General features: G+C 65.0%; 23 protein-coding genes. 18 read left to right on the top strand and 5 right to left on the bottom strand.

What is annotated here, in order from left to right; genetic code table 11:
* Positions 1 to 122 precede the first annotated feature (122 nt).
* On the bottom strand, positions 123 to 536 hold the full coding sequence (arfB, locus tag F6X59_RS12520) for an alternative ribosome rescue aminoacyl-tRNA hydrolase ArfB (protein WP_152956534.1): 414 nt from the start codon (positions 534 to 536) through the stop codon (positions 123 to 125).
* A gap of 180 nt (positions 537 to 716) precedes the next feature.
* On the opposite strand from arfB, the gene F6X59_RS12515 reads away from it, so the two are divergent.
* The 8 genes from F6X59_RS12515 (at position 717) to F6X59_RS12480 (ending at position 8,051) form a co-directional block, all read left to right on the top strand.
* Complete coding sequence (locus F6X59_RS12515; RefSeq protein WP_152956527.1) at positions 717 to 866, top strand: hypothetical protein; 150 nt, start codon at positions 717 to 719, stop codon at positions 864 to 866.
* A 14-nt stretch (positions 867 to 880) separates the two neighbouring features.
* The gene (locus F6X59_RS12510) at positions 881 to 2,350 is read left to right on the top strand and encodes an MFS transporter (RefSeq protein ID WP_372240372.1); all 1,470 of its coding nucleotides are present in this window, start codon (positions 881 to 883) and stop codon (positions 2,348 to 2,350) included.
* Between the two features lie 81 nt (positions 2,351 to 2,431).
* Entirely contained in the window at positions 2,432 to 2,806 is a 375-nt protein-coding gene (locus F6X59_RS12505) for a termination factor Rho (protein WP_152956526.1), read from the top strand.
* 166 nt (positions 2,807 to 2,972) lie between these two features.
* A complete protein-coding gene (locus tag F6X59_RS12500) occupies positions 2,973 to 4,196 on the top strand; it encodes an SfnB family sulfur acquisition oxidoreductase (RefSeq protein ID WP_152956525.1) in 1,224 nt (407 codons plus the stop codon).
* A gap of 12 nt (positions 4,197 to 4,208) precedes the next feature.
* Complete coding sequence (locus F6X59_RS12495) at positions 4,209 to 5,579, top strand: LLM class flavin-dependent oxidoreductase (protein WP_152956524.1); 1,371 nt, start codon at positions 4,209 to 4,211, stop codon at positions 5,577 to 5,579.
* Entirely contained in the window at positions 5,576 to 6,241 is a 666-nt protein-coding gene (locus tag F6X59_RS12490; protein WP_152956523.1) for a methionine ABC transporter permease, read from the top strand. Before F6X59_RS12495 ends, F6X59_RS12490 begins: the two co-directional genes overlap by 4 nt.
* Positions 6,242 to 6,263: 22 nt before the next feature.
* Complete coding sequence (locus tag F6X59_RS12485) at positions 6,264 to 7,034, top strand: MetQ/NlpA family ABC transporter substrate-binding protein (RefSeq protein ID WP_152956522.1); 771 nt, start codon at positions 6,264 to 6,266, stop codon at positions 7,032 to 7,034.
* A 3-nt stretch (positions 7,035 to 7,037) separates the two neighbouring features.
* On the top strand, positions 7,038 to 8,051 hold the full coding sequence (locus F6X59_RS12480) for a methionine ABC transporter ATP-binding protein (protein WP_152956521.1): 1,014 nt from the start codon (positions 7,038 to 7,040) through the stop codon (positions 8,049 to 8,051).
* Positions 8,052 to 8,096: 45 nt separating this feature from the next.
* Here F6X59_RS12480 and F6X59_RS12475 read toward each other — a convergent pair whose 3' ends face one another.
* Positions 8,097 to 8,630: a cupin domain-containing protein gene (locus tag F6X59_RS12475; RefSeq protein WP_152956520.1), complete on the bottom strand. Its 534-nt coding sequence runs from the start codon at positions 8,628 to 8,630 to the stop codon at positions 8,097 to 8,099.
* A 149-nt stretch (positions 8,631 to 8,779) separates the two neighbouring features.
* Between F6X59_RS12475 and F6X59_RS12470 the strand changes: the two genes are divergently transcribed.
* Genes F6X59_RS12470 through F6X59_RS12455 form a run of 4 tightly spaced genes read left to right on the top strand, consistent with a single transcriptional unit; the run spans position 8,780 to position 14,289 of the window.
* Positions 8,780 to 10,567: a thiamine pyrophosphate-requiring protein gene (locus tag F6X59_RS12470; protein ID WP_152956519.1), complete on the top strand. Its 1,788-nt coding sequence runs from the start codon at positions 8,780 to 8,782 to the stop codon at positions 10,565 to 10,567.
* A gap of 19 nt (positions 10,568 to 10,586) precedes the next feature.
* Positions 10,587 to 11,093: a (2Fe-2S)-binding protein gene (locus tag F6X59_RS12465; RefSeq protein WP_152956518.1), complete on the top strand. Its 507-nt coding sequence runs from the start codon at positions 10,587 to 10,589 to the stop codon at positions 11,091 to 11,093.
* A complete protein-coding gene (locus tag F6X59_RS12460; protein ID WP_152956517.1) occupies positions 11,090 to 12,091 on the top strand; it encodes a xanthine dehydrogenase family protein subunit M in 1,002 nt (333 codons plus the stop codon). Before F6X59_RS12465 ends, F6X59_RS12460 begins: the two co-directional genes overlap by 4 nt.
* Complete coding sequence (locus F6X59_RS12455; RefSeq protein WP_152956516.1) at positions 12,088 to 14,289, top strand: xanthine dehydrogenase family protein molybdopterin-binding subunit; 2,202 nt, start codon at positions 12,088 to 12,090, stop codon at positions 14,287 to 14,289. Before F6X59_RS12460 ends, F6X59_RS12455 begins: the two co-directional genes overlap by 4 nt.
* A gap of 1 nt (position 14,290) precedes the next feature.
* Here the strand turns inward: F6X59_RS12455 and xth are convergent, their stop codons facing one another.
* From xth to F6X59_RS12440, 3 genes are all read right to left on the bottom strand, one after another.
* The gene (gene xth, locus F6X59_RS12450; RefSeq protein WP_152956515.1) at positions 14,291 to 15,082 is read right to left on the bottom strand and encodes an exodeoxyribonuclease III; all 792 of its coding nucleotides are present in this window, start codon (positions 15,080 to 15,082) and stop codon (positions 14,291 to 14,293) included.
* Positions 15,079 to 15,321, bottom strand: a complete 243-nt coding sequence (locus F6X59_RS12445) for a hypothetical protein (protein ID WP_152956514.1) — start codon at positions 15,319 to 15,321, stop codon at positions 15,079 to 15,081. The genes xth and F6X59_RS12445 overlap by 4 nt, the downstream gene beginning before the upstream one ends.
* Before the next feature lie 96 nt (positions 15,322 to 15,417).
* Positions 15,418 to 16,305, bottom strand: a complete 888-nt coding sequence (locus tag F6X59_RS12440; protein WP_152956513.1) for a LysR family transcriptional regulator — start codon at positions 16,303 to 16,305, stop codon at positions 15,418 to 15,420.
* A 95-nt stretch (positions 16,306 to 16,400) separates the two neighbouring features.
* Between F6X59_RS12440 and F6X59_RS12435 the strand changes: the two genes are divergently transcribed.
* Genes F6X59_RS12435 through F6X59_RS12410 form a run of 6 tightly spaced genes read left to right on the top strand, consistent with a single transcriptional unit; the run spans position 16,401 to position 23,274 of the window.
* Entirely contained in the window at positions 16,401 to 17,843 is a 1,443-nt protein-coding gene (locus tag F6X59_RS12435) for an aldehyde dehydrogenase family protein (RefSeq protein ID WP_152956512.1), read from the top strand.
* Positions 17,844 to 17,856: 13 nt separating this feature from the next.
* Positions 17,857 to 18,843, top strand: coding sequence for a dipeptidase (locus tag F6X59_RS12430; protein ID WP_152956511.1), 987 nt, complete (start codon positions 17,857 to 17,859; stop codon positions 18,841 to 18,843).
* A 55-nt stretch (positions 18,844 to 18,898) separates the two neighbouring features.
* Complete coding sequence (locus tag F6X59_RS12425; RefSeq protein ID WP_152956510.1) at positions 18,899 to 20,449, top strand: BCCT family transporter; 1,551 nt, start codon at positions 18,899 to 18,901, stop codon at positions 20,447 to 20,449.
* Positions 20,450 to 20,475: 26 nt separating this feature from the next.
* Positions 20,476 to 22,170, top strand: a complete 1,695-nt coding sequence (locus tag F6X59_RS12420) for a hypothetical protein (protein ID WP_152956509.1) — start codon at positions 20,476 to 20,478, stop codon at positions 22,168 to 22,170.
* 2 nt (positions 22,171 to 22,172) lie between these two features.
* Complete coding sequence (locus F6X59_RS12415; protein WP_152956508.1) at positions 22,173 to 22,874, top strand: DUF3726 domain-containing protein; 702 nt, start codon at positions 22,173 to 22,175, stop codon at positions 22,872 to 22,874.
* A 28-nt stretch (positions 22,875 to 22,902) separates the two neighbouring features.
* On the top strand, positions 22,903 to 23,274 hold the full coding sequence (locus F6X59_RS12410) for a RidA family protein (RefSeq protein WP_152956507.1): 372 nt from the start codon (positions 22,903 to 22,905) through the stop codon (positions 23,272 to 23,274).
* Positions 23,275 to 23,296 lie beyond the last annotated feature (22 nt).

Genomic DNA, 23,296 nt, shown 5'->3' with positions numbered 1-23,296 from the left:
CATGGCCACGTTGCAACAAATGTAGGAGCGAGCTTGCTCGCGATGCGCCGCGCGGGCGGCGCTCGATCTCACAGGCGCTGAAGACCTCAAGGCATGCATCTCTCAGTTAAAACGGGTTCACTCTAGAACTCCACCTTTCCCCGCCCCGCCTTGACATCACTGCGCCTGGCTTTTCCTTCAAGCCGGCGTGTCTTCGAGCCCAGAGTCGGCTTGGTTGGCCGGCGTTTCTTCTCGACCTTGCCCGCAGTGATGATCAACTCGGCAAGACGCGCCAATGCGTCAGCGCGGTTCTGCTCCTGGGTGCGGTACTGTTGGGCCTTGATGATCAGCACGCCATCGCCGGTGATGCGGCTGTCACGCAGCGCCAGCAGCCGCTCCTTGTAAAACTCGGGCAGCGACGAGGCGCGAATGTCGAACCGCAGGTGCACAGCGCTGGACACCTTGTTGACATTCTGCCCGCCTGCGCCTTGCGCGCGGATGTAAGTCAGTTCGATCTCGGCATCTGGCAGATGCACGTTATTGGAGATGGACAGCATGGCATGGCCCTTGTGATTGGCCTTCATTATCTCAGCCTTCGCCGCTGGCCTACAGAACAAATCACGTTTGACCCACTCGCTCCAGTGCAAACACCATCGCAGCCACTGGCGAATCGGATTGAACAGCCAACGCACCTGCACGCCCTAACAGGAGGTAACCATCCTTTCAGGAGACAGGCCATGATCGACCCCAACCACCCTGACCCGTATGTCGACGAAGTGCCGCACAATCCGGGCGAGCCCGTGCCCAAGCCAGAACCGCAACCGCAACAGGAAGCTCCAGACTGGCCAGAGGAGCAGGTTCCGCCAGAAGAGCAATCGGACGGTTGAATGAAGGCATTGCAGTGACGACACAAGCCTTGCAGCAGACCGGCGCTGCCCAGGAGCGCCTGTACAGCACCGACATCCCCGCTCGCCTCGACCGCCTGCCGTGGACGCGCTTTCACACCCTGCTGGTACTGGCACTGGGCATCACCTGGCTGCTCGACGGCCTGGAAGTCACCCTGGCGGGCTCGGTGGCCGGCGCGCTCAAGGCCAGCCCTGCGCTGCACCTGAGCAACACCGACATCGGCCTGGCAGGCGCGACCTATATCGCCGGTGCGGTCCTGGGTGCGCTGTTCTTCGGCTGGCTGACGGACCGCCTCGGGCGGCGCAGGCTGTTCTTCATCACTTTGTTCCTGTACATCGGCGCCACGGCAGCGACCGCGTTCTCCTGGAACCTGTGGAGCTTCCTGCTGTTCCGCTTCCTCACCGGCGCCGGCATCGGCGGCGAGTACACGGCGATCAACTCGACTATCCAGGAATTCACCCCGGCACGCTATCGCGGCTGGGTCGACCTGACCATCAACGGTACCTTCTGGATCGGCGCAGCGCTCGGTGCGCTTGGTGCCGTGGTCCTGCTCGACCCGATAGTCGTCGGTGGCGATCTGGGCTGGCGCCTGTGCTTCGGCATCGGCGCGGTGCTGGGCTTGCTGATCATGCTGATGCGCCTGTGGATCCCCGAAAGCCCGCGCTGGCTGATGATCCACAACCAGCCGGCACACGCAGAGCGCATCGTCGCCGGCATCGAACGCCATTACCATGCGCGCGGCATCGCGATCCCACCACTGCAGGCCCCTCCCCTGCGCCTGCGCGCCCGCGACCATACGCCATTGCGCGAGGTGTTCCACAGCCTGTTCGTCGAGCATCGGCGCCGCGCACTGGTAGGCCTGACCTTGCTTACCGCCCAGGCATTCTTCTATAACGCGATCTTCTTTACCTATGCGCTGGTGCTGACCGACTTCTACGGGGTACCAGCGGCCAAGGTGGGCTGGTACATCCTGCCCTTCGCCCTGGGCAACTTCTGCGGCCCGCTGCTGCTGGGCAGGCTGTTCGACGTGGTCGGCCGACGCATCATGATCAGCTCGACCTACCTGGTCTCGGGCGTGCTGCTGGCCGTCAGCGGCTACCTGTTCCAACAGGAACTGATCGACGTTACCCAGCAGACCATCGCCTGGATGGTGATCTTTTTCTTCGCCTCGGCGGCGGCCAGTTCGGCCTACCTCACGGTGGCGGAGACCTTTCCGCTGGAAATCCGCGCCCTGGCCATTGCCGTGTTCTATGCCTTCGGTACCGGTCTGGGTGGCCTGATCGGGCCAACCTTGTTCGGTGCGCTGATCGAAAGCGGCGAGCGCAGCAACGTGCTGTGCGGTTACCTGATTGGCGCGGCGCTGATGATCATCGCCGGCCTGACCCAGGCAATCTGGGGCGTGGCGGCCGAGCGGCGTTCGCTGGAACACGTGGCCAGGCCGCTGTCGCAGATCAGCGAGCCGTGAGCACGCCGCCCGTCCATTCGATGGCACTCCACGCACCCAGCGCCTTCAACCGTGCATACACACCCTGCAGGAGTGACTGCCATGCCACGCGGCGACAAGGACAAATACACCGACAAGCAGAAGCGCAAGGCCGAGCACATCGAGGAGAGCTACGAGCATAAGGGCGTGCCGAAGGATGAAGCCGAGGCGCGCGCCTGGGCCACCGTCAACAAGCAGTCCGGGGGTGGCGAGAAGTCGAGCGGTTCGGGCAGCAAGACCTCATCTGCCGAGCAGAAAACCGCCCGCTCGGACGCGGCCAAGCGAGCAGCCAAGTCACGCGAAGGTCATGCCCGCACATCGAGCACCTCGCTGCAAAGCCAGACCAAAGACAGCCTGCTCAAGGAGGCGCGCAGCAAAGGCATCAAGGGACGCTCGAAGATGACCAAGGCAGAGCTGGTGCAAGCACTGCACAAGTGAACCCGACCATGCCACTGTTGCCGGGCAAACACCTCAGCAACAGTTGTCAGTGCTTTTACACAGGAATAATCAGCATCAGTCAGCTGCAACCCGCGGATTTGCTGGGTAACAGGGGCTGGCACAACAGCTGCAATGTGAAGTCGTCCGACTACACATCGAGTTGTCCATGCCTAGCGAAATCCTCTCTGCTGCCTACGATATCCGCCGCCCCGCAGCGCACATCATCCACGACGACGCCGAAGCGATCGCCGTCGCCCACCAGGTCGCGGCACTGCTGCGCGAAGGCGCAGCCGAACGTGATCGACAGCGCGAAGTGCCGGCAGACATTGTCGACGCCTTCTCCAACAGCGGGCTGTGGGGCATCACCGTGCCACGCGCCTATGGCGGTGCCGAGGTCTCGTTCGCCACGCTCGCCCAGGTCATCGCCATCGTCTCGGCCGCTGATCCGTCGTTGGGGCAAATTCCGCAGAATCATTACTGCCTGCTCGAAGACATCCGCCTGCAAGGCACCCCCGAACAGCAACGCCACTTCTTCGGCCTGGTGCTGCAGGGCCATCGCTTTGCCAATGCCCTGTCGGAAACCGGCGGCAAGACCGTCCAGGACATCAGCACCCGACTGGTGGCCGAAGGCGACGGCTTTCGCATCGATGGACGCAAAGGCTACTGCACCGGCTCGTTGTACGCCCACTGGATCGGGGTACTGGCGCTGGATGAGCAGGACCGTGCGCAGCTGGCATTCGTCGAACGTGGCACGCCAGGCCTGGTGATCGTCGACGACTGGAGCAGCATGGGCCAACGCACCACCTCCAGCGGCACCGTGCTGCTCGATGGCCTGCGGGTAGCGGCATTCAACCTGTTCCCCAGCTACCGCTCCTACGAGAGCCCGACCCTGGCAGGCCCCTTCGCCCAGCTGACCACCGCCGCCATCGATGCCGGCATCGGCCGTGCGGCACTGGACGACACCATTGCCTTCGTGCGCCAGCACGCCCGCCCGTGGATCGATGCCAAGGTCGAAAAGGCCAGCGAAGACCCACTGACCATCATCCAGGTCGGCTCACTGGAAATCCGCCAGGAAGCGGCCGAGGCGCTGCTGGAACGCGCGGGCCTGGCGCTGGATGCGGCCAGACCGGCACCGGATGAAGACAACGTGGCCTTGGCCTCGGTGGCCGTGGCCAAGGCCAAGGTGCTCACCACCGAGGTGGCCATCGAAGCCAGCAACCGCCTGTTCGAACTGGGCGGCACGCGCTCGTCGCTGACTCGGCACAACTTCGACCGCCACTGGCGCAACGCCCGGGTGCATACCCTGCACGACCCGGTGCGCTGGAAATATCACCTGGTCGGCAACTGGGCCTTGAACGGCATCAAGCCTGCCCGCCATGACTGGAACTGAGGCTGCCCGACCATGACCAAGCAGATCCGCCTCAATGCCTTTGCCATGAACACCGTCGGCCACCTTTCGCCCGGGCTCTGGCGCCACCCACGGGACCAGGCCACCCGCTACACCGATATCCATTATTGGGTAGCGCTTGCCAAGACCCTGGAGCGGGGCTGCATCGATGGCCTGTTCATCGCCGACGTGCTGGGCGTGTATGACGTGTTTGGCGGCAATGCCGACGCGGCCTTGCGCAACGCCGCCCAGGTACCGGTCAACGACCCCTTGCAGCTGGTGCCCGCCATGGCCGCGGCCACCCGCCACCTGGGTTTCGGCGTGACCGCGTCGGTGTCGTTCGAACACCCCTACCCGTTCGCCCGGCGCATGAGCACCCTCGATCACCTGACCCAGGGGCGCGCCGGCTGGAACATCGTCACCTCTTACCTCGCCAGCGGCGCGCGTAACCTGGGGCAGCCGCCCCTCAGCCACGATCAGCGTTATGCCCTGGCCGAGGAATACCTGCAGGTCTGCTACAAACTCTGGGAAACCAGCTGGGACGATGATGCGGTCCAGGCCAACCGGGAAACCGGGGTGTATGTCGACCCGCGCAAGGTCCATGGCATCGACCACCAGGGCAGCTGGTTCAAGGTGCCGGGTTTTCACTTGAGCGAACCCTCGCCGCAACGCTCGCCAGTGATCTACCAGGCCGGCGCATCGAGCCGCGGCCGTGCCTTCGCCGCCGCCAATGCCGAGTGCGTGTTCGTCGCCGCACCCAGCAAGGCGGTGCTGCGCAAGCAGGTGGCCGAACTGCGCGCGGCGGTGGCTGCCAGCGGCCGCGCAGCCGATGAGGTACAGATCCTCGAACAACTGACGGTCATCGTCGCGCCCACCGACCAGCAGGCCCTGGCCCTGCTCGAGGAGTATCGCCAGTACGCCAGCGCCAGCGGCGCCTTGGCACTGATGTCGGGCTGGACCGGTATCGACTTCGCCGAATACGCGCCCGACCAGGTGCTGCGCGACGTGCCCAGCGACGCCATCCAGTCCGCCGTGGAAGCCTTCACCCGTGCCGACCCGACACGCACCTGGACCACTGCCGAAATTGCCGAATACTGCGCCATCGGTGGTGACGGCCCGGTGCTGGTGGGCTCGGCACAGACCGTGGCCGATCAATTGCAGGAGTGGGTGGAGGAAACCGATGTCGACGGCTTCAACCTGGCCAGCGTGGTCGCGCCGGAAACCTTCGAAGCGGTGGTCGACCTGCTGGTGCCAGAACTGCAAGCCCGCGGGCTGTTCAAGCGTGCCTACCAACCCGGCACGTTGCGCCACAAGCTGTTCGGCCGCGGTGACCGCCTGGGCGGGTCGCACCCGGTTGCCGCCCTGCGCCGTGAGGCTCGCCGATGAACGAACTGCTGAGCAACCTTGACTGGGCGGAAATCGCCCAGGCCTGCCTCGATACCTTGAGCATGCTGGGCGCGGCCCTGGGCTTCACCGTGCTGTTCGGGCTGCCCCTGGGGGTGTTGCTGTACCTCACCGGGCAACGCCAACTGCTGGCCAACGGGCCGCTCTACCGTAGTCTTTCCGTGGTGGTCAACGTGCTGCGTTCGCTACCGTTCATCATCCTGCTGATCGTGCTGATCCCGGTGACCACGCTGCTGACCGGCACCTCGCTCGGGGTCAAGGGCACCATCCCGCCGCTGGTAGTCGGTTGCACGCCGTTCTTCGCGCGCCTGGTGGAAACCGCCCTGCGCGAAGTCGACCGCGGCCTGGTGGAAGCCAGCCAGGCCATGGGCGGCAGCATCGCCCAGATCATCCGCTACACCCTGCTGCCCGAAGCGCGCACCGGGCTGATTGCGGCCGTCACGGTCACCGCCATCGTGCTGGTCGACTATACCGCCATGGCCGGCGTGATCGGCGGCGGCGGCCTCGGCGACCTGGCGATCCGCTTCGGCTACCAGCGCTTCCAGACCGATGTGATGGTGGTCACCGTGCTGCTGCTGATCCTGCTGGTGCAGGTGCTGCAGATGAGCGGCGACCGCCTGGTAAGACATTTCACCCGACGCTGACTCCCCTCAAGGTATTGCCATCATGAGAAAGACCTTCACTGCCCTCGCCGCCTTCATCGCCTTCAGCGCCCAGGCCGCCGAACACCTGGTCGTGGGTGCCACACCGGTGCCCCACGCCGAGATCCTCGAATTCGTCAAACCGGCCCTGGCCAAGGAAGGCGTGGACCTCGACATCAAGGTGTTCAACGACTTCATCCAGCCCAACCTGCAACTGGCGCAAAAGCACCTGGATGCCAACTACTACCAATACCGGCCGTTCCTCAACGACTTCAACCAGACCCGGCATACCGACCTGGTCCCGGTGGTCGGCGTGCACATCGAGCCGTTCGGTGCCTATTCGGCCAAGTACAAGACCCTGGCCGAGCTGCCCGAGGGCGCCAGCGTAGCCATCCCCAACGACCCGGTGAATACCGGCCGCGCCCTGGTGCTGCTGGCCGAGGCTGGGTTGCTCAAACTCAAGGATCCGAGCAACCCGCAATCGACCCAGCGCGACATCATCGACAACCCGCGCCACCTGAAGATCCGCGAGCTGGAAGGCGCCATGCTGGCCCGCTCGGTCAAGCAGGTAGACCTGGCCTTCGTCTTCGCCAACTACGCACTGGAGGCCGGTATCGATACCAACAGCGCGCTGATCGTCGAAAAAGGTAAGGACCTGTACGTCGAATACCTGGTTGCCCGCCCCGACAACCTCCAGGACCCGGGCATCCAGAAACTGGCCAAGGCGCTCAATTCGCCAGAAGTACGCAATTTCATCCTGACCCGCTACAAGGGCCAGATCGCCCCGGGGTTCTGAGCCATGAGCCGCTTTCAGCAACAGCTCCAGCCAGCCCAGGCCCACTTGCGACTGCAGGGCATCCACAAGCGCTATGGCGGGGTCAGTGCGCTGGATGCCATCGACCTGGAGATACGCCGCGGCGAGGTGTTCGGCATCATTGGCCGCAGTGGCGCGGGCAAGTCCTCGCTGTTGCGCCTGCTCAACCGCCTGGAGGCCCCCAGCGCTGGCCAGGTGCTGATCGACGGCCAGGACATTGCCGGGCTGCAGGGCAAGCCCCTGCAGACCTTGCGGCGCAAGGTGGCGATGATCTTCCAGCACTTCAACCTGCTGGCCAACAGCACCGTCGGGGAGAATGTCGAACTACCGCTGCGCATGGCCGGCGTGCCGCGCGCGCAGCGCACCGCCCGGGTGCAGGAACTGTTGCAACTGGTCGGCCTGGCAGGTCGCGCCGGGGACTACCCGGCCCAGCTGTCAGGCGGCCAGAAGCAGCGCGTGGGCATTGCCCGGGCGCTGGTGTTGCAACCCCAGATCCTGCTGTGCGACGAGGCCACCTCGGCTCTCGACCCGCAAAGTACCGAGTCGGTGCTTGAACTGTTGCGCGACATCAACCAGCGGCTGGGCCTGACCATCGTCCTGATCACCCACGAAATGCAGGTGATACGCGACCTGTGTGACCGCGTGGCGGTGCTGGAACAAGGCCGTATCGTCGAGGCCGGTGAGGTGTGGCAAGTGTTCGGCAACCCCCAACACCCTGTCAGCCGCATCCTGCTGAGCGATGCTGCCCTGCCGCACAAGGCCACTGCCCCTGGCCGCCGCTACATCGACCTGCATTACACCGGCAACCAGCAATTGCAGCCCGACCTGCCGGCTATCAGCGCGGCACTGGGCGAAGGTGTGAGCCTGCATTCGGCCTCTATCGAGCCTATTCAAGGCCGCTGCCTCGGGCGCCTGCGCCTGGCGATCAGCAACGCGACGCCGGCCGAAGTGCTGATGCAGCGAGCCAGCCGGCTGGCCGACCGGGTCGAGTGGGTTTGAGAGAACCGGTCACACCGACCAGGCTGCCAAGATTACAGTGCGCCATCAGTCGCTTGCTGTTCGGTTATGCCAGTGGGTCATCTGCATGCCTGTGGCCGGGTCCTGCGCGGGGACGGGTACTGCAGCGATGCGCGCCAGCGCCTGTTGGTGCGATGCACGATCCGGACGCTGGATGTCGTACGCTTCCTGCCCGTGCGGATAGGCGCCGACCACCAGAAAGTCATCGCTGGCTTCGACGCAGCGATGACCGGTACCCGCCGGCAATACCAGCACATCGCCCGCTTTGACACTCAGCGTCTGCCCCGCTTCGCCGCCAAGGGTAACCTGCGCATGGCCACTGGCGACGCCCAAGGCCTCGTGGGCGTTGGGGTGATAATGGTGGTAGTCGAAAATGCCAGCACGCCACAGGGGCGTCCACTGGTGTGCCGAGAACAGCGCTTCGAACGCGCTGGCATTGTCATCTGCAGGGTCTAGCTGAAAGCGGTACAGCAGTACCGGAAAACGGTTGTTGGGCGTGGCCCCGTCATCTTCAAAAAGCAAGGTCTGCAAGTTGCCGCTGGTGGTATCGATATCACTCATCTGCGTTCATCCTCGTCCGGTAGTCGATGTGCCTGGGAAGCCGGCGAGCCTGACGAGGTTCCGGTCAGCCGACAGACGCGAACACCGTTGAAACTTTCCCAAACCCAGCCAAGTCCAGACCCCTATCAAGGACATTCCGGGAGAAGGCAATGACTGGCACGGTAGGCGACTTTCTGGTGGAGCGCTTGTATCAATGGGGCGTGCGGCGCATCTTTGGCTACCCCGGCGATGGCATCAATGGCGTGTTCGGCGCCCTGAGCCGGGCCAACGGCAAGATCGAGTTCATCCAGGCCCGCCATGAAGAAATGGCCGCGTTCATGGCCAGCGCCCACGCCAAGTTCACGGGCGAACTGGGTGTCTGCATCGCCACCTCCGGCCCCGGTGCCTCGCACCTGCTTACCGGCCTGTCCGATGCGCGCATGGACCACCAGCCGGTGCTGGCCATCGTCGGCCAGCAGGCGCGCGCCGCGCTTGGCGGGCACTACCAGCAAGAACTCGACCTGCTGTCGATGTTCAAGGATGTGGCCGGTGCCTTCGTCCAGCAGGCCTCTACGCCCGAGCAAGTGCGCCACCTGCTCGACCGCGCCGTGCGCACGGCTGTCGGCGAGCGCCGCGTCACCGCAATCATCCTGCCCAACGACCTGCAGGACCTGCCCTACAGCGAGCCGCCCAGAGCCCATGGCACGGTGCATTCCGGCATCGGCTACAGCAAGCCCAAGGTTGTCCCCTTCGGCGAGGACCTGCAGCGCGCCGCCGACGTGCTCAACGCTGGGCGCAAGGTGGCGATACTGGTTGGGGCCGGCGCGCTGCAGGCTACCGAGCAGGTCATTGCGCTCGCGGAAAAACTCGGCGCAGGCGTGGCCAAGGCGCTGCTGGGCAAGGCCGTGCTGCCTGATGACCTGCCCTGGGTCACCGGCTCCATCGGCCTGCTCGGCACCGAACCCAGCTACCAGCTGATGAACGAATGCGACACCTTGCTGATGATCGGCTCAGGCTTCCCCTATGCCGAATTCCTGCCCAAGGAAGGCCAGGCCCGCGGGGTGCAGATCGACCTGCAACCGGACATGCTCAGCCTGCGCTACCCGATGGAAGTGAACCTGGTGGGCGACGCTGCGCAAACCCTGCACGCGTTGCTGCCACTGCTGGAGCACAAGGCGGACCGGCGCTGGCGTGACAAGGTCGAAAGCTGGCGGGCGCACTGGGACAAGACCCTGGAAAAGCGCGCCTTGGTCAAGGCCGAGCCGATCAACCCGCAACGCGTGGTTTACGAACTGTCCCCACGCCTGCCCGACAATGCCATTATCAGCAGCGATTCTGGCTCCTGCGCCAACTGGTTCGCCCGCGACCTGCAAATCCGCCAGGGCATGCAGTGCTCGCTGTCCGGTGGCCTGGCCAGCATGGGCGCGGCGGTGCCCTATGCGATTGCCGCCAAGTTCGCCCACCCGCAACGGGCGGTGGTCGCCCTGGTCGGGGATGGCGCCATGCAGATGAGCAACCTGGCCGAGCTGATCACCGTGGCCAAGTACTGGCAGCAGTGGGACAACCCGCAGTGGATCTGCGCGGTGTTCAACAACGAAGACCTCAACCAGGTCACCTGGGAGCAGCGGGTAATGGAGGGTGACCCCAAGTTCGAAGCCTCGCAGTCGATCCCCGACGTGCCCTACCACCTGTTCGCCATCTCCATCGGGCTGCAGGGCATCTACGTGGAACGCGAGGAAGACATCGCCGACGCCTGGGAACGGGCCTTGGCCGCCGACCGGCCAGTGCTGATCGAGTTCAAGACCGACCCCAACGTGCCGCCGCTGCCGCCGCATATCAAACTGGAACAGGCGAAGAAGTTCGCCAGCACCCTGCTGCAGGGTGACCCGAACCAGGCCGGCGTGATCGTGCAGACGGCCAAACAAGTGCTCAGCTCGGTATTGCCGGGCAAGAAATGACCCACCGTGAGGACCTCCCATGCGTGCAATCACTCCCGAGGACGCCCAGGCGCACTCCATAAGCCTGACATTGAACGGGCAGGCCCGCTCGCTGCAGGTCCTGCCGTGGACGACGCTGCTGGACCTGCTGCGTGAACAGCTGGACTTGATCGGCACCAAGAAAGGCTGCGACCACGGCCAGTGCGGCGCGTGCACCGTGTTGCGTGACGGCCGGCGGGTGAATGCCTGCCTGACCCTGGCGGTCATGTGCGACGGCGCCGAACTGGTCACCATCGAAGGCGTGGCCAACGGCGATCAGCTGCACCCCATGCAGCGTGCGTTCATCAGCCATGACGCGTTCCAGTGCGGCTATTGCACCCCCGGGCAAATCTGCTCGGCCATCGGCCTTGCGCATGAAGGGCGGGCCGACAGCCGCGAAGCCATACGCGAGCAGATGAGCGGCAACCTGTGCCGTTGCGGCGCCTACGGCAACATCGTGGCGGCCGTGGAAGAAGCCCTGCCGCTCATGCAGGAGGCAGGCAAATGAACCCGTTCAGCTACCACAAACCCACCACTATCAACGAAGCCATCAACCTTGCAAATTTAACCTCCCGGTTCATTGCCGGCGGCACCAACCTGGTCGACCTGATGAAGGAAAACGTGGTACGGCCCAAGCGCCTGATCGACATCTCGGGCCTGCCGCTCCAGGCAATCGAAGCGACGGCAAACGGCGGTTTGCGCATCGGTGCACTGGTCAGCAATAGCGAGCTGGCCTGGCACCCGCTGATCGAACAGGGCTATCCGCTGCTGTCCCAGGCCATCCTGGCAGGCGCCTCAGCGCAATTGAGAAACATGGCGACCACCGGCGGCAACCTGCTGCAACGCACACGCTGCCAATACTTCTACGACACCGGCACGCCGTGCAACAAACGCGAGCCCGGCAGCGGCTGCCCGGCGCGCACAGGCCTGAACCGGATGCACGCCATCCTCGGTGCGAGCGCCGCCTGTGTCGCCACCCATCCCTCTGACATGTGCGTGGCACTGGCCGCCCTGGAGGCGGTGATACACGTGCAGGGCCCGCGCGATGAGCGCCAGATCGCCTTCGCAGACTTCCACCGCCTGCCGGGTGACGCACCCGAGCGCGACAATCACTTGAGCGACGATGAACTTGTCGTCGCCATCGAGTTGCCCCCGCCAGACTTCGCGGCGCATTGCAGCTACCTGAAGGTTCGCGACCGTGCATCGTATGCCTTCGCCCTGGTATCGGTCGCGGCTGGCCTGAAGATCAAGGGAGGCATCATTGAGGATGCCCGTCTGGCACTCGGCGGGGTAGCGCACAAGCCTTGGCGCGAAGCAACCGCTGAACAGGTACTCAAAGGCCACGCGCCTTCCGAGGCACTGTTCACCCAGGCCGCCCGCGTGTTGCTGCAAGGTGCCAGGCCGCTGAGCCATAACGGTTTCAAGGTCCCCCTCGCACAGCGGGCCATCGTGCGTGCGCTCAGTGAGGCCGCCTTTGGCAATACCTACGCAGGAGCCACCCCATGAATGGCATTACAACTGTTGTCGGCCAGCCCCTGGACCGCGTCGATGGCGTGGCAAAGGTCACCGGGCAGGCTCGCTATGCCGGTGAATACCCCGAAGCCGGGCTGCTGCATGGTAGCGTCGTGTGCAGCACCATCGCCCGCGGCCGGGTGCTTCACATCGACAGCAGCGAGGCGATGAAGGTAACCGGCGTCATTGCCGTGCTGGACCACGCCCACCGCCCTCGGGTATCCAGTTACGACGATGACTACAGCGATGCAGACTCGGCCGAAGGCGCGCCTTTTCGCCCTTTGTTCAATGACCGCGTGCTGTACAGCGGGCAGCCGCTGGCACTGGTGGTTGCCGAAAACCTCGAACTGGCCCGCTACGCAGGCTCCCTGATCAAGATCGAGTACAGCCAGGAGGCACACCAGACCGACTTGCTGGCCGCCCTCGAGCATAGCCACAAGGCCCCCGCCGAGACCCCAGCGCCCCGTGGCGACTTCGCCGGGCAGTTCGCCCATGCGCCGGTCAAGGTCGATGCGACCTACCAGACCGCCAACGAGCATCACAACCCCATGGAACCTCATGCCTCGACGGTCCTCTACAAACCCGGCGATCAGCTTGAGATACACGACAAGACCCAGGGCACCCAGAACTGCCAGGACTACCTGCACAAGGTGTTCGGGCTGCCCAAGGACCGCATCCGGGTACTGGCCGCGTATGTCGGCGGGGCGTTTGGCTCAGGGTTGCGTCCGCAGTACCAGTTGCCGCTTGCAGTCATGGCCGCATTGCAACTCAAACGTTCGGTCAGGGTCACCCTCACCCGCCAACAGATGTTCACCTTTGGTTACCGGCCCCGCACGCTGCAGCGTCTGCGCCTGGGGGCAAATGCCGACGGCCGTTTGCTGGCCGTTGCCCATGACGCGATCGGCCAGACGTCTCGCTTCGAAGACTTCACCGAGCACCTGGTGGAGTGGAGCGGCATGCTTTACCGCTGCGATAACGTGGCGCTGAGCTATCGCCTGACCCCGCTCGACGTGTACACCCCGCTGGACATGCGTGCCCCCGGTGCAGGCTCCGGTGTACTTGCCCTGGAATGTGCGATGGATGAACTCGCCTGTGCGCTCGAACTTGACCCGGTGCAATTGCGTCGGGTCAATTTCACCGCGCATAACGGCAACGAAGGCAAGCCCTACTCCAGCAAGGCGTTGCTGGCCTGCTACGACCAAGGCGCCAGGCGCTTCGGCTGGAGCGGCCGTAATGCCATACCCCGTAGCATGCGAAAAGGCCGGCAACTGATCGGTTGGGGCATGGCAGGTGGCGTGTGGGAAGCCATGCAGATGAAGGCCAGCGCCAAGGCACGGCTGGATGCGCAAGGCCACTTGACCGTCAGCAGCGCGACGACCGATATCGGTACTGGCACCTACACGGTCATGACCCAGATCGCCGCCGACGCAGTTGGCCTGCCGATAGCGGACGTGACCTTCGTGCTGGGCGACTCCTCGTTACCCACCGCGCCATTGCAGGGTGGCTCGTTCACGGTCTCCTCCGTCGGTGCGGCAGTCCTGCAGGCCTGCCAGATCCTGCGCAGCAAGGTGCTGGAATGCGCCCGCGCGGCCTACCCGGCACTGGCCAGCCTGCCCTTGGAGGCAATCACCTTCGCCGACGGTCACCTGCATTTCGGCAAACAGAGCATCGCGCTTTCGGACATTGCTGCCACATCGGAAAAAGGCTTCTTCGAAGTACAGATCGATGCAGAGCCGAGCGCGAAGCGTGAACCGTTTTCCACCGCCACGCACTCGGCCGTGTTCGTCGAAGTCCTGGTGGATGAAGCGCTGGGCACGATCAAGGTCAACCGCGTGGTCAGCGCCGTCGCAGCCGGGCGTGTGGTCAACCCGAAAACCGCTCGCAGCCAGATCCTCGGCGGTGTCGTGTGGGGCCTGGGCATGGCCTTGCAGGAACAGGCCCAGACTGACCACGCGCTAGGCCGGATACTCAACCACAACCTGGCCGAGTATCACATTCCGGTCAATGCCGACATCGCTGATGTCGAGGTGATATTTGTCGACGAACAGGACGACATCGTCAACGACCTTGGTTCCAAAGGCGTGGGAGAAATTGGCGTGGTCGGGGTAGCGGCGGCAGTCGCCAACGCGGTCTACCACGCCACTGGCAAGCGCATCAGGGCGTTTCCGATCACCCTGGACACGCTGCTGTGAGTCATTGTTTGCGCCCGCCTACCTCGATCCAGACCGGCGCGTGGTCACTGGCCTTGGCTTCGTTACGCACCCAGGCGTCGACGCCGGCCCGCTTCAGGTAAGGCGCAAGCTCCGGGTTGAGCAGCAGGTGGTCGATGCGCAACCCGGCATTACGCGCCCAGTGATTACGGAAGTAATCCCAGAAGGTGTACACGCGCTCGTCAGGGTGCAGATGGCGAATGGCATCGACCCAGCCCTGGTCCAGCAGTTGCTGGTAGCACGCTCTCGACTCGGGTTGCAGCAGCGCATCCTTCAGCCATGAGCGTGGGTTGTAGATGTCCAGGTCGGTGGGGACCACGTTGAAATCGCCCGCCAGCAGCGTCGGGTGGCCGCTTGCGTATAGCCCTTTGGCATGCTCGATCAGGCATTGGAACCACCGCAGCTTGTAGTCGAACTTCGGCCCAGGCTGCGGGTTGCCGTTGGGCAGGTACAGGCAGGCCACCAGCACGCCATGCACCGCAGCCTCCAGATAGCGGCTTTGGCCGTCATCGTCCATGCCGGGCAAGCCGCGCCGTACCTCCAACGGTTCGCTGCCACGCGCCAGGATCGCCACACCGTTCCACGACGGCTGCCCTTGGTAGAGGCAGCCGTAGCCGGCCGCCTCCAGTGCCTGGCGCGGGAACTGCGCGTCGGGTGCCTTGAGTTCCTGCAGGCAGGCGATGTCCGGCTGTTCCCGCTCAAGCCAGGCCAGCAGTGCCGGCAGGCGGCTGCGGATACCATTGATGTTGAACGTGGCGATCTTCAGCGCTTTCATGCGTCCGGGTCGCTCACGTGGGCCTGCACGGCATCCTCCAGCGCATGGACATGGGCGTCATCGGCCAGCGCCTTGAGTGCCAGCCAGTCGTCCCAGTCGATGGCACCATCGTCGCGCAGGGCCTCTGCGGTGCGAACCAGCTCATGGTGGTAGGCGTCCGGCGACGCGCGGCGGTAGCTGATGTCGTCGTACTGGGCGTACCAGGCTTCAAGCTCGGGGATACTGCGTTCGATGCTCATGGGTGACACTCCTCGCTGTGCCCTTTGCATGTATGAGCCCTCTCCCCTGGCAACGTTCAACCGACCGACAGGGGCAAAGTGAAGGGGAGCACCACATTACCCCGCCGTCGCCAGGTGCACCTGCAAAAAAGCCAGCAACGCGGCTGCCGCAGGGGACAGGCTGCGGCCCTTTCGCGTCAGCATGCCGATGTGCCGCTCCACCTTGGGTTCGACCAGCGGCACGAACGCCAGCTTGTCGTTCTCCAGGGGGAACGCCAGGTACGGCAAGGTGCTGATGCCCACTCCCTCCTCCAGCATCGCGATCAGCGAGATCATGTTGGAGACGAACAGCCGGCTGTGCTCCAGCAAGCATTCGGCCTCGGTCCCTGCCAGCAGCTGCGAGGTACCGTTGCGGACCATCGGCACCCCCTGCAACTGCGACCAGTGCAGGGCATCGCCGGCCTGCGCCAGTGGATGGTCGGCGCGGCACACCACGCCTACCTGATCATTGACGATCGGGGCAAAATCGAGCTGCTCATCCTCCAGCCACAGGCTGCTGATGGCAAAGTCCACCTGCCCCTGGGCCAACAACTGCTGAACGCGCTCGGCGGTGCCGTCCTGGATGCTGACCTGCACGTTCGGGTGCTCGGCAACGAAACGCGCCAACGGCCCAGGCAACATGCGGCTGGCCACCGACGGCACGGTGGCGATGCTGACCTGGCCGATCTCGTGGCGGGCCAGCAAGGTGGCCTCGCGGGCAATGCGGTCATGGTGCTCGATGAGCCCGCGAAACAACGGCAGGCAATGCGCGCCGAACGGGGTCAGCTCGACCCGGCCGCCGCCCTTCTCGATCAGCGCCTGGCCCAGCTTCTGCTCCAGCTCGCGCACCGCCAGCGATATCGCCGGCTGGGTGCGAAACGCCTGGCGGGCCGCGGCGTGGAAGCTCTTGTGTTCGGCGACCAGCAGAAAGTAGCGCAGCTGGGCGATTTTCAGCTCGGGCAACATGGTTAGCTTTCCTTATCAAAGCATTTTTTTTATTAATTTTTATTTGCCGCATATTGCTCGCAAGATGAACGCCAGGCAAACAGAGGCTTTCATCCATGTCACTCAACACCTACAAGAACTACATCGATGGCCAGTGGTGCGAAGGCCACGCCACCCTGGGCAACCGCAGCCCCTCGGACACCCGCGACCTGATCGGCGAATACCACCAGGCCAGCGCCGAACAAACCCTGCAGGCCATCCAGGCCGCCCGCGCCGCCCAGCCGCAGTGGGCCGCCAGTGGCCTGGAGGCCCGCCAGCAGGTGCTGATGGCCATCGGCGACGAGCTGATCGCCCGTAAGGAAGAGCTCGGTGAGCTGCTCTCGCGTGAAGAAGGCAAACCGCTGGCCGAAGGCATCGGCGAGGTCAACCGCAGCGGCCAGTTCTTCCATTACTACGCCGCCGAAGTGCTGCGCCAGATGGGCGAGACCGCCGCCTCGGTGCGCCCCGGCATCGATATCGAAGTGCATCGTGAACCCGTAGGCGTGGTCGGCATCATCACCCCGTGGAACTTCCCCATGGCCACCGCCGCCTGGAAGATCGCCCCCGCGTTGGCCTTCGGCAACGCCGTGGTGTTCAAGCCGGCCAACCTGGTGCCGGCCAGCGCCTGGGCGCTGACCGAGATCATCAGCCGCCAGGGCCTGCCCAACGGCACCTTCAACCTGCTCATGGGCAGCGGCGCCAGCGTCGGCGAAACCCTGGTGCAGTCGGCCGAGATCGACGCCCTGACCTTCACCGGCTCGCTGCAGACCGGCCGCCGCGTCGCGGTCGCCACGGCGGGCAACCTGGTGCGTTGCCAGCTGGAGATGGGCAGCAAGAATGCCCTGGTGGTAATGGACGACGCCGACCTTGACCTGGCGGTGGAGTGCGCCCTCAACGGCGCCTTTTTCGGCACCGGGCAGAAGTGCACGGCGTCTTCACGGCTGATCGTCTGCGAAGGCATTCACGACCGTTTCGTCGAGGCCCTGCGCCTGCGCATGCGCCAGCTGAAGGTCGGTCACGCCCTGGAGGCCGGCGTGCAGATCGGCCCGGTGGCCGACGCGCGCCAGCTGCAACAGAACCTGGCGTACCTGCAGCTGGCCCAGGCCGAGGGCGCCACCCTGATCGAAGGAGGCGAACGCCTGCAACTGGAGAACGACGGCTACTACATGCGCCCGGCGCTGTTCATCGACAGCCGCAACGACATGCGCATCAACCGCGAGGAGGTGTTCGGCCCCATCGCCTGCGTGATCCGCGTACGTGACTTCGACGAAGCACTGGCCACGCTCAACGACACCGAGTACGGCCTCACCGCCGGCATCATCACCCAGTCGCTGCGCCACGCCAGCGCCTTCAAGCGCGGTGCCCAGACCGGCTGCGTGATGGTCAACCTGCCCACCGCCGGCACCGACTACCACGTGCCGTTCGGTGGCCGCAAAGCCTCGAGCTTCGGCCCCCGCGAACAGGGCCAGTACGCCCGCGACTTCTACACCGTGGTCAAGACCACCTACCTGCGGCCCTGAAGGAATACCCACCATGCACGACCTCTTGATGATCGACGGCCTGCAGTACTCCAACTGGAGCCCGGAAATATTCCAGCAGATGCAGGCCGGTGGCCTGAGCGCGGTGCACGCCACCATCGCCTACCACGAGAACGCCCGCGAGACCCTGTCGCGCCTGGGTGAGTGGAACCGCCGCTTCGAAACCTGGCCCGAGCTGATCCGCCCGGTGCGCACGGCCAGCGACATTCGCCTGGCCCACGAGGAAGGCCGGGTGGGGATCTTCTTCGGCTTCCAGAACTGCTCGCCGATCGAGGACGACATCGCCCTGGTGGAGGTGTTCCGCCAGCTCGGGGTGTTCGTCATGCAGCTCACCTACAACAACCAGAGCCTGCTGGCCAGCGGTTGCTATGAGCGCGAGGATAACGGCATCAGCCGCTTCGGCCGCCAGGTGATCGCAGAAATGAACCGGGTCGGCATGCTCATCGACATGTCCCACAGCGCCGAACGCAGCACCCTGGAAGCCATCGAGCTGTCGAGCCGGCCAGTCATCATTTCCCACGCCAACCCGACGAGCTTCCACGCCGCCAAGCGCAACAAGTCCGATGCGGTGCTGCGCGGGATCGCCGAGTCCGGCGGGCTGCTGGGCTTCAGCACCTACCCGTTCCACCTCAAGGGTGCGTCGGACTGCAGCCTGGAAAGCTTCTGCGACATGGTGGCGCGCACCGCCGACCTGATGGGCGTCGAGCATATCGGCATCGGCACCGACCTGTGCCAGGCACAACCGCTGGCAGTGCTCGAATGGATGCGCAATGGCCGCTGGAGCAAGGACAAGGACTACGGCGAAGGCTCCAAGGACAATGCCCACTGGCCGGCACCGCTGCAGTGGTTCCGCGACAGCCGCGACTTCGGCAACATCGCTCAGGGCCTGCGTGCCCGCGGCTTTGCCGAGGCCGACGTGGCCAACATCATGGGGCTGAACTGGTTGCGCCTGCTGGAGACCGCCACCACGGCGCAGGCCTGAACCCCTTGCACGGACAGCATCAACAATAACAACAATCGCAGGTTCCGGAGGCTTCATGAAAAACCCAACCACCCTGCAGGCTGAAGGCCAGGCCATGGGCCTGCCGCTGACGCGGGACATCGACTGGCCGCTGTTCCTGATCAGCGGCGGCTTCCTCGGCGCCTTCCTGTTGGCGGCGCTGATCGACATCGACACCGTGTCGGCGCTGGTCAACACCCTGTTTGCCTGGTCGACCAAGGCCTTTGGCCTGTACTGGCAGGTGCTGATGCTGGCGACCTTCGCGGTCAGCCTGGCCATCGGCTTTTCGCGCTGCGGGCGCGTGCGCCTGGGCGGCGTGAGCCAGCGCCCGGACATCAGCACCTTCAACTGGATCGCCGTGATCATGTGCGCCCTGCTGGCAGGCGGCGGCGCCTTCTGGGCCGCGGCCGAACCGCTGATGCACTTTGCCAGCCCGCCGCCCTTGTTCGCCGGCCTGCAACCGCACAGCGAGGCGGCGGCCACTGCGGCACTGGCGCAATCCTTCGTGCACTGGGGCTTCCTGGCCTGGGCCGTGCTCGGCAGCCTGCTGGCCATCGTGCTGATGCACCTGCACTACGACAAGGGCCTGCCACTGGCACCGCGCACCCTGCTCTACCCGCTGTTTGGCGAACGAGCGCTGAAGGGCCCGATCGGCACCTTGGCCGACGCCACCTCGATCATCGCCGTGGTGGCCGGCACCATCGGCCCGATCGGCTTCCTTGGCCTGCAGATCAGCAGCGCCCTGCATGCAGTGTGGGGGCTGCCCAACGATATCGTCACCCAGTCGCTGACCATCGTGCTGGTCACGGCGATGTACACCGTGTCGTGCCTGGTGGGGCTCAAGGGCATCCGTTTCGTCAGCGAGATCAACGTCTGGCTGATGATCGGCCTGGCACTGTTCATGGTGGTGTTCGGCCCGACTCTGTTCATCCTCGGCGGCTTCCCGGCAGCCTTCGCCCTGCATGTGGAGCATTTCATCCCGATGACGATGTTCCGCGCCGACCCCAAGTGGCTGGACTGGTGGACGGTGTTCTACTGGGGCTGGTTCATTGGCTATGCCCCCATGGTGGCGCTGTACGTCGCGCGGATCTCGCGGGGCCGCACCATTCGCGAGATCATCATGACGCTGTCGATCATCGCGCCGCTGGTGACCATGTTCTGGTTCACCGTGGTCGGCGGCACCGGCATCGGCCTGGAGCTGCAGGCGCCGGGCATCGTCACCGCCCATGGCACCCAGCCCGAAGACCTGCTGCTGGGGGTGACACAGAACCTGCCGCTGGGTGGCCTGATCAGTGCGCTGTTCCTGTTCCTGAGCTTCATCTCGGTGGCCACCAATGGCGATGCCATGGCCTTTACCGTGGCGCTGGCGATGTCCAGCAACGATAAACCGAAGAAATGGCTGTGTGGTTTCTGGGCCATCGGCATGGGCCTGGCGGCGGTGGTGCTGATCACCATCGGCGCAGGCGGCGTGACGGCCCTGCAGTCCTTCATTGTCATCACCGCGGTGCCGGTGTCGCTGGTGATCCTGCCAGCGTTGTGGGATGCGGTACGCATTGCCCGGCACATGGCCCGCGAACAAGGCGTCTGAACATGATCCATCCAGGTATGACAACAATGTCCAACAGCCTACCTGCAACACCGGCATTGCGCCCTGCCAGCCAGGTCATGGACCTGGCCCGGCTGGGCAGCCACTTCCAGAGCCCGCTGAGCTTTGTGCGCAGCAGCATGCGGCGGATGATGAACCAGCACTGGCAGATCCGGCGCAGCCGCTTCGACCTCGATGCGCAAGGCTTCGGCACCGCCATCTACCGCATCGACACGCCGCACGGGCATTACCACTGCGTGATCTTCTCGGCCTACCTGCCGCCGGAAAAACGCAGCGACCGGGTGATCGCCGACCAGTGGGACGTTGCCTTCGTGCTGGTGGCCGGCGATGTCGACACGGCGCAACTGGCCGACCTGCAGCGCAACGTGCCGCTGCAGGAAGCTGGCCGCTTCGACGCCCGCGTGCTGGTGTTGTCCCGGGCCAACCGTAGCCTGCGCAACTTCGACCGTTTCCTGGCGGCGCTGGCCGAGGGGCAGCAGCCCGACCCGCGCCAGTTGGCCGAGGTCGGTTACCTCTATCGCACCACCGCGGTGTATGGCAACGGCAAGTTCGGCATCGCCGACTTCAGCTGCCTGCAAGGCAACCCGGACTTCAGCCAGCCCTTCAGCGCGCAGATGTTCACGGTCTACCTGCTGCGCCATTTCAGCATCGAGCAGATCGAACACATGGCCCGCGCCCTCGACCCGCAACGGGCCGTGCCGCTGGCCCCGGCACTGCAACGCTACCTGGGGGTCGGCAACGCGACCGGGCTGGGCATGGCGCCCTTCCTGATCAACCACCCGCAACTGGTGGAACGCTGGATCAGCCTGCGCGAAACCGCCCTGGCCCTGGCCTTGGCGCAACCCGCCGAACCCGCCCGCCTGGCGCGCCTGCAAGGCTTGCTCACGCGTGCCCGCCTGCACCTCAGCCAGACCCAGACCGAAGACCTGCGCCAGCACGCGCAGAACCAGCAAACCCTTGCCGAGCTCGCCGCCTTGGGCAACTGGCTAAGCGGCCAGCCCGCTGACCACGACCTCTGGCCGCGCCTGCGGGCCTGGAGCGAAGCACACGGCGGGCCGGGCTGCCAGGAGCTGCTGGTCAGCCTGCTGCTGGAGCTATACCCCGAGCACGTCACGCCACTGGCTGAGCAGATGGGGGTCAGCGAGGGCTGGCAGCTGGACGCACAGATGCCGCTCTGTCAGCTGCGCGCGCTAATCGAACAGCAGTATGGCTGGGCCCTGGCCTACGACTTCAACAACGTGGAGGCCGAGCACTTCTTCTGGTACCGCTCGGCCGAGAAAGAGGAACCGCGCCTGGGCATGCGCGCCGAGGAACCGGGGGCGGAAAAGGAAATGCAACTAGGCATCGCCCGCAATATCCAGCGCTGCCACCGCGCCGTGGTCGAGCACCTGCAGGCTCACCCCCACGCCCTGACCGCGCACCTGCTCATCGCCGCGCCTGCGCTCAAGGGCACGGTGCGTCGCCTGCAAGGCATGGCGCAGAGCACCTACGGGGAAATCCGCGCCAACCTGCTGGACCGCAACATGCTGCCGATCCACCTGTTGCGCTGCAAGCTGGCGTTCTTCGGCGCGGGCAAGTTCGACCCCAAGTCAAGCCGCTGGGTGCGCATCACCCTGTTCCAGGGCGCGCCACTGGTGAGCGACATCGGCCAGCCGTTCGAAGACGACTGGAACTTCGCGGTCATGCCGCAGGGAGAGCTGTGACCATGCGCGTATCGCTCAACGAAATCCAGGTAATGTGCCGCAAGGCCTTCGAAGGCATGGGCTTTGCCCCTGGCGACTACGAGGACGCGGCCGAACTGGTGGGCTGGCTGCACCTGCAAGGGCTGGACGGCATCGGCACGCTGGCTGCAGCGCTGAACTACCTGCAGGGCGAGGCCAACCAGCCTTTCACCCTGAACCAAGAAGACAACACCTTGCTGGTGATCGACTCCCAGGGCCAGAGCGTGCTGCGCTGCGCCGCGACGGCGGTGGAACTGGTGCTGGACAAGGCCCTGCGCCGCGGCCAGGCGTTGCTGCAGATCCATCACTGCCATAACCGCCTGCTGTTGCTGGGCTACCTGAGCAAGGCCGCCGAGCGTGGGGTGCACGTGCAGGCCCGCTGGGAAGATGCGCGCCAACGCCACCTGGCCGATTTTACTGCAGGCGAGCAACGCCCTGCCCTGCGCAGTGACGCCCAGCCCGAAGCCGTCCAGGCGTTCGAGCAAGGCATCACGGTGCTGTTCACCCGGCCTGGCCAGACCCTGCCCACGCCTGCGCGTGTCACGGCATCGAACACGGCAAACCAGGGCTTTACGGTCGACGCAGGCACCTGGCAGCGGCTCAAGCAATTGTCCGAGCAGATCCTCGTCGAAAGCAGCGAAGCCTCACGCCGCCATGGCGCAGGCGCAGGCAGCGATGCCGACTGACCTGCACCCACACCCAGGAACCCACTCAATGAAACAGGCGATCAAGACCGACCTCTATGCCTCCAAGGCCCCTCTGGAATGGGCGGTCGTCGGCAACGGCACACTCTACACCGCGCAGATCCCCATTGATGCCCACGGCCAGGTGGTCGCTGGCGGCATCGAGACGCAGACCCGCCAGACCCTGGATAACCTGCGCCATACCCTGGAGGCCGCCGGCAGCTCGCTGGATGCCGTGACCCAGGTGCTGATCTACGTCACCGACCGCAGTTACCTGGCCACGGTCAACCGCCTGTACGGCGACTACTTCCAGCCGCCCTACCCCAACCGTGCAGCGGTTGTGGTAGCCGGCCTGGCCCGTGAGGAAATGCTGGTGGAGCTGGTGGTGTACGCCTGCGTTTGAGCCCCAGCGGTTTTTTAGCCAC

Origin of the sequence: Pseudomonas sp. MN1F, from assembly GCF_009391885.1 — a bacterium.
In the GTDB taxonomy this organism is placed as follows: domain Bacteria; phylum Pseudomonadota; class Gammaproteobacteria; order Pseudomonadales; family Pseudomonadaceae; genus Aquipseudomonas.
This window is presented reverse-complemented; position numbering and strand designations above follow the sequence as displayed.

Bases quoted from the DNA above. Each gene is read 5' to 3' on its own strand.
- F6X59_RS12435 (WP_152956512.1), top strand. From the start codon at position 16,401: ATGTCACTCAACACCTACAAGAACTACATCGATGGCCAGTGGTGCGAA.
- F6X59_RS12425 (WP_152956510.1), top strand. From the start codon at position 18,899: ATGAAAAACCCAACCACCCTGCAGGCTGAAGGCCAGGCCATGGGCCTG.
- F6X59_RS12460 (WP_152956517.1), top strand. From the start codon at position 11,090: ATGAACCCGTTCAGCTACCACAAACCCACCACTATCAACGAAGCCATC.
- F6X59_RS12465 (WP_152956518.1), top strand. From the start codon at position 10,587: ATGCGTGCAATCACTCCCGAGGACGCCCAGGCGCACTCCATAAGCCTG.
- F6X59_RS12480 (WP_152956521.1), top strand. From the start codon at position 7,038: ATGAGCCGCTTTCAGCAACAGCTCCAGCCAGCCCAGGCCCACTTGCGA.
- F6X59_RS12500 (WP_152956525.1), top strand. From the start codon at position 2,973: ATGCCTAGCGAAATCCTCTCTGCTGCCTACGATATCCGCCGCCCCGCA.
- F6X59_RS12470 (WP_152956519.1), top strand. From the start codon at position 8,780: ATGACTGGCACGGTAGGCGACTTTCTGGTGGAGCGCTTGTATCAATGG.
- F6X59_RS12505 (WP_152956526.1), top strand. From the start codon at position 2,432: ATGCCACGCGGCGACAAGGACAAATACACCGACAAGCAGAAGCGCAAG.
- F6X59_RS12485 (WP_152956522.1), top strand. From the start codon at position 6,264: ATGAGAAAGACCTTCACTGCCCTCGCCGCCTTCATCGCCTTCAGCGCC.
- F6X59_RS12415 (WP_152956508.1), top strand. From the start codon at position 22,173: ATGCGCGTATCGCTCAACGAAATCCAGGTAATGTGCCGCAAGGCCTTC.
- F6X59_RS12475 (WP_152956520.1), bottom strand. From the start codon at position 8,630: ATGAGTGATATCGATACCACCAGCGGCAACTTGCAGACCTTGCTTTTT.
- F6X59_RS12445 (WP_152956514.1), bottom strand. From the start codon at position 15,321: ATGAGCATCGAACGCAGTATCCCCGAGCTTGAAGCCTGGTACGCCCAG.
- F6X59_RS12410 (WP_152956507.1), top strand. From the start codon at position 22,903: ATGAAACAGGCGATCAAGACCGACCTCTATGCCTCCAAGGCCCCTCTG.
- F6X59_RS12420 (WP_152956509.1), top strand. From the start codon at position 20,476: ATGTCCAACAGCCTACCTGCAACACCGGCATTGCGCCCTGCCAGCCAG.
- F6X59_RS12495 (WP_152956524.1), top strand. From the start codon at position 4,209: ATGACCAAGCAGATCCGCCTCAATGCCTTTGCCATGAACACCGTCGGC.
- arfB (WP_152956534.1), bottom strand. From the start codon at position 536: ATGCTGTCCATCTCCAATAACGTGCATCTGCCAGATGCCGAGATCGAA.
- xth (WP_152956515.1), bottom strand. From the start codon at position 15,082: ATGAAAGCGCTGAAGATCGCCACGTTCAACATCAATGGTATCCGCAGC.
- F6X59_RS12490 (WP_152956523.1), top strand. From the start codon at position 5,576: ATGAACGAACTGCTGAGCAACCTTGACTGGGCGGAAATCGCCCAGGCC.
- F6X59_RS12440 (WP_152956513.1), bottom strand. From the start codon at position 16,305: ATGTTGCCCGAGCTGAAAATCGCCCAGCTGCGCTACTTTCTGCTGGTC.
- F6X59_RS12515 (WP_152956527.1), top strand. From the start codon at position 717: ATGATCGACCCCAACCACCCTGACCCGTATGTCGACGAAGTGCCGCAC.
- F6X59_RS12455 (WP_152956516.1), top strand. From the start codon at position 12,088: ATGAATGGCATTACAACTGTTGTCGGCCAGCCCCTGGACCGCGTCGAT.
- F6X59_RS12430 (WP_152956511.1), top strand. From the start codon at position 17,857: ATGCACGACCTCTTGATGATCGACGGCCTGCAGTACTCCAACTGGAGC.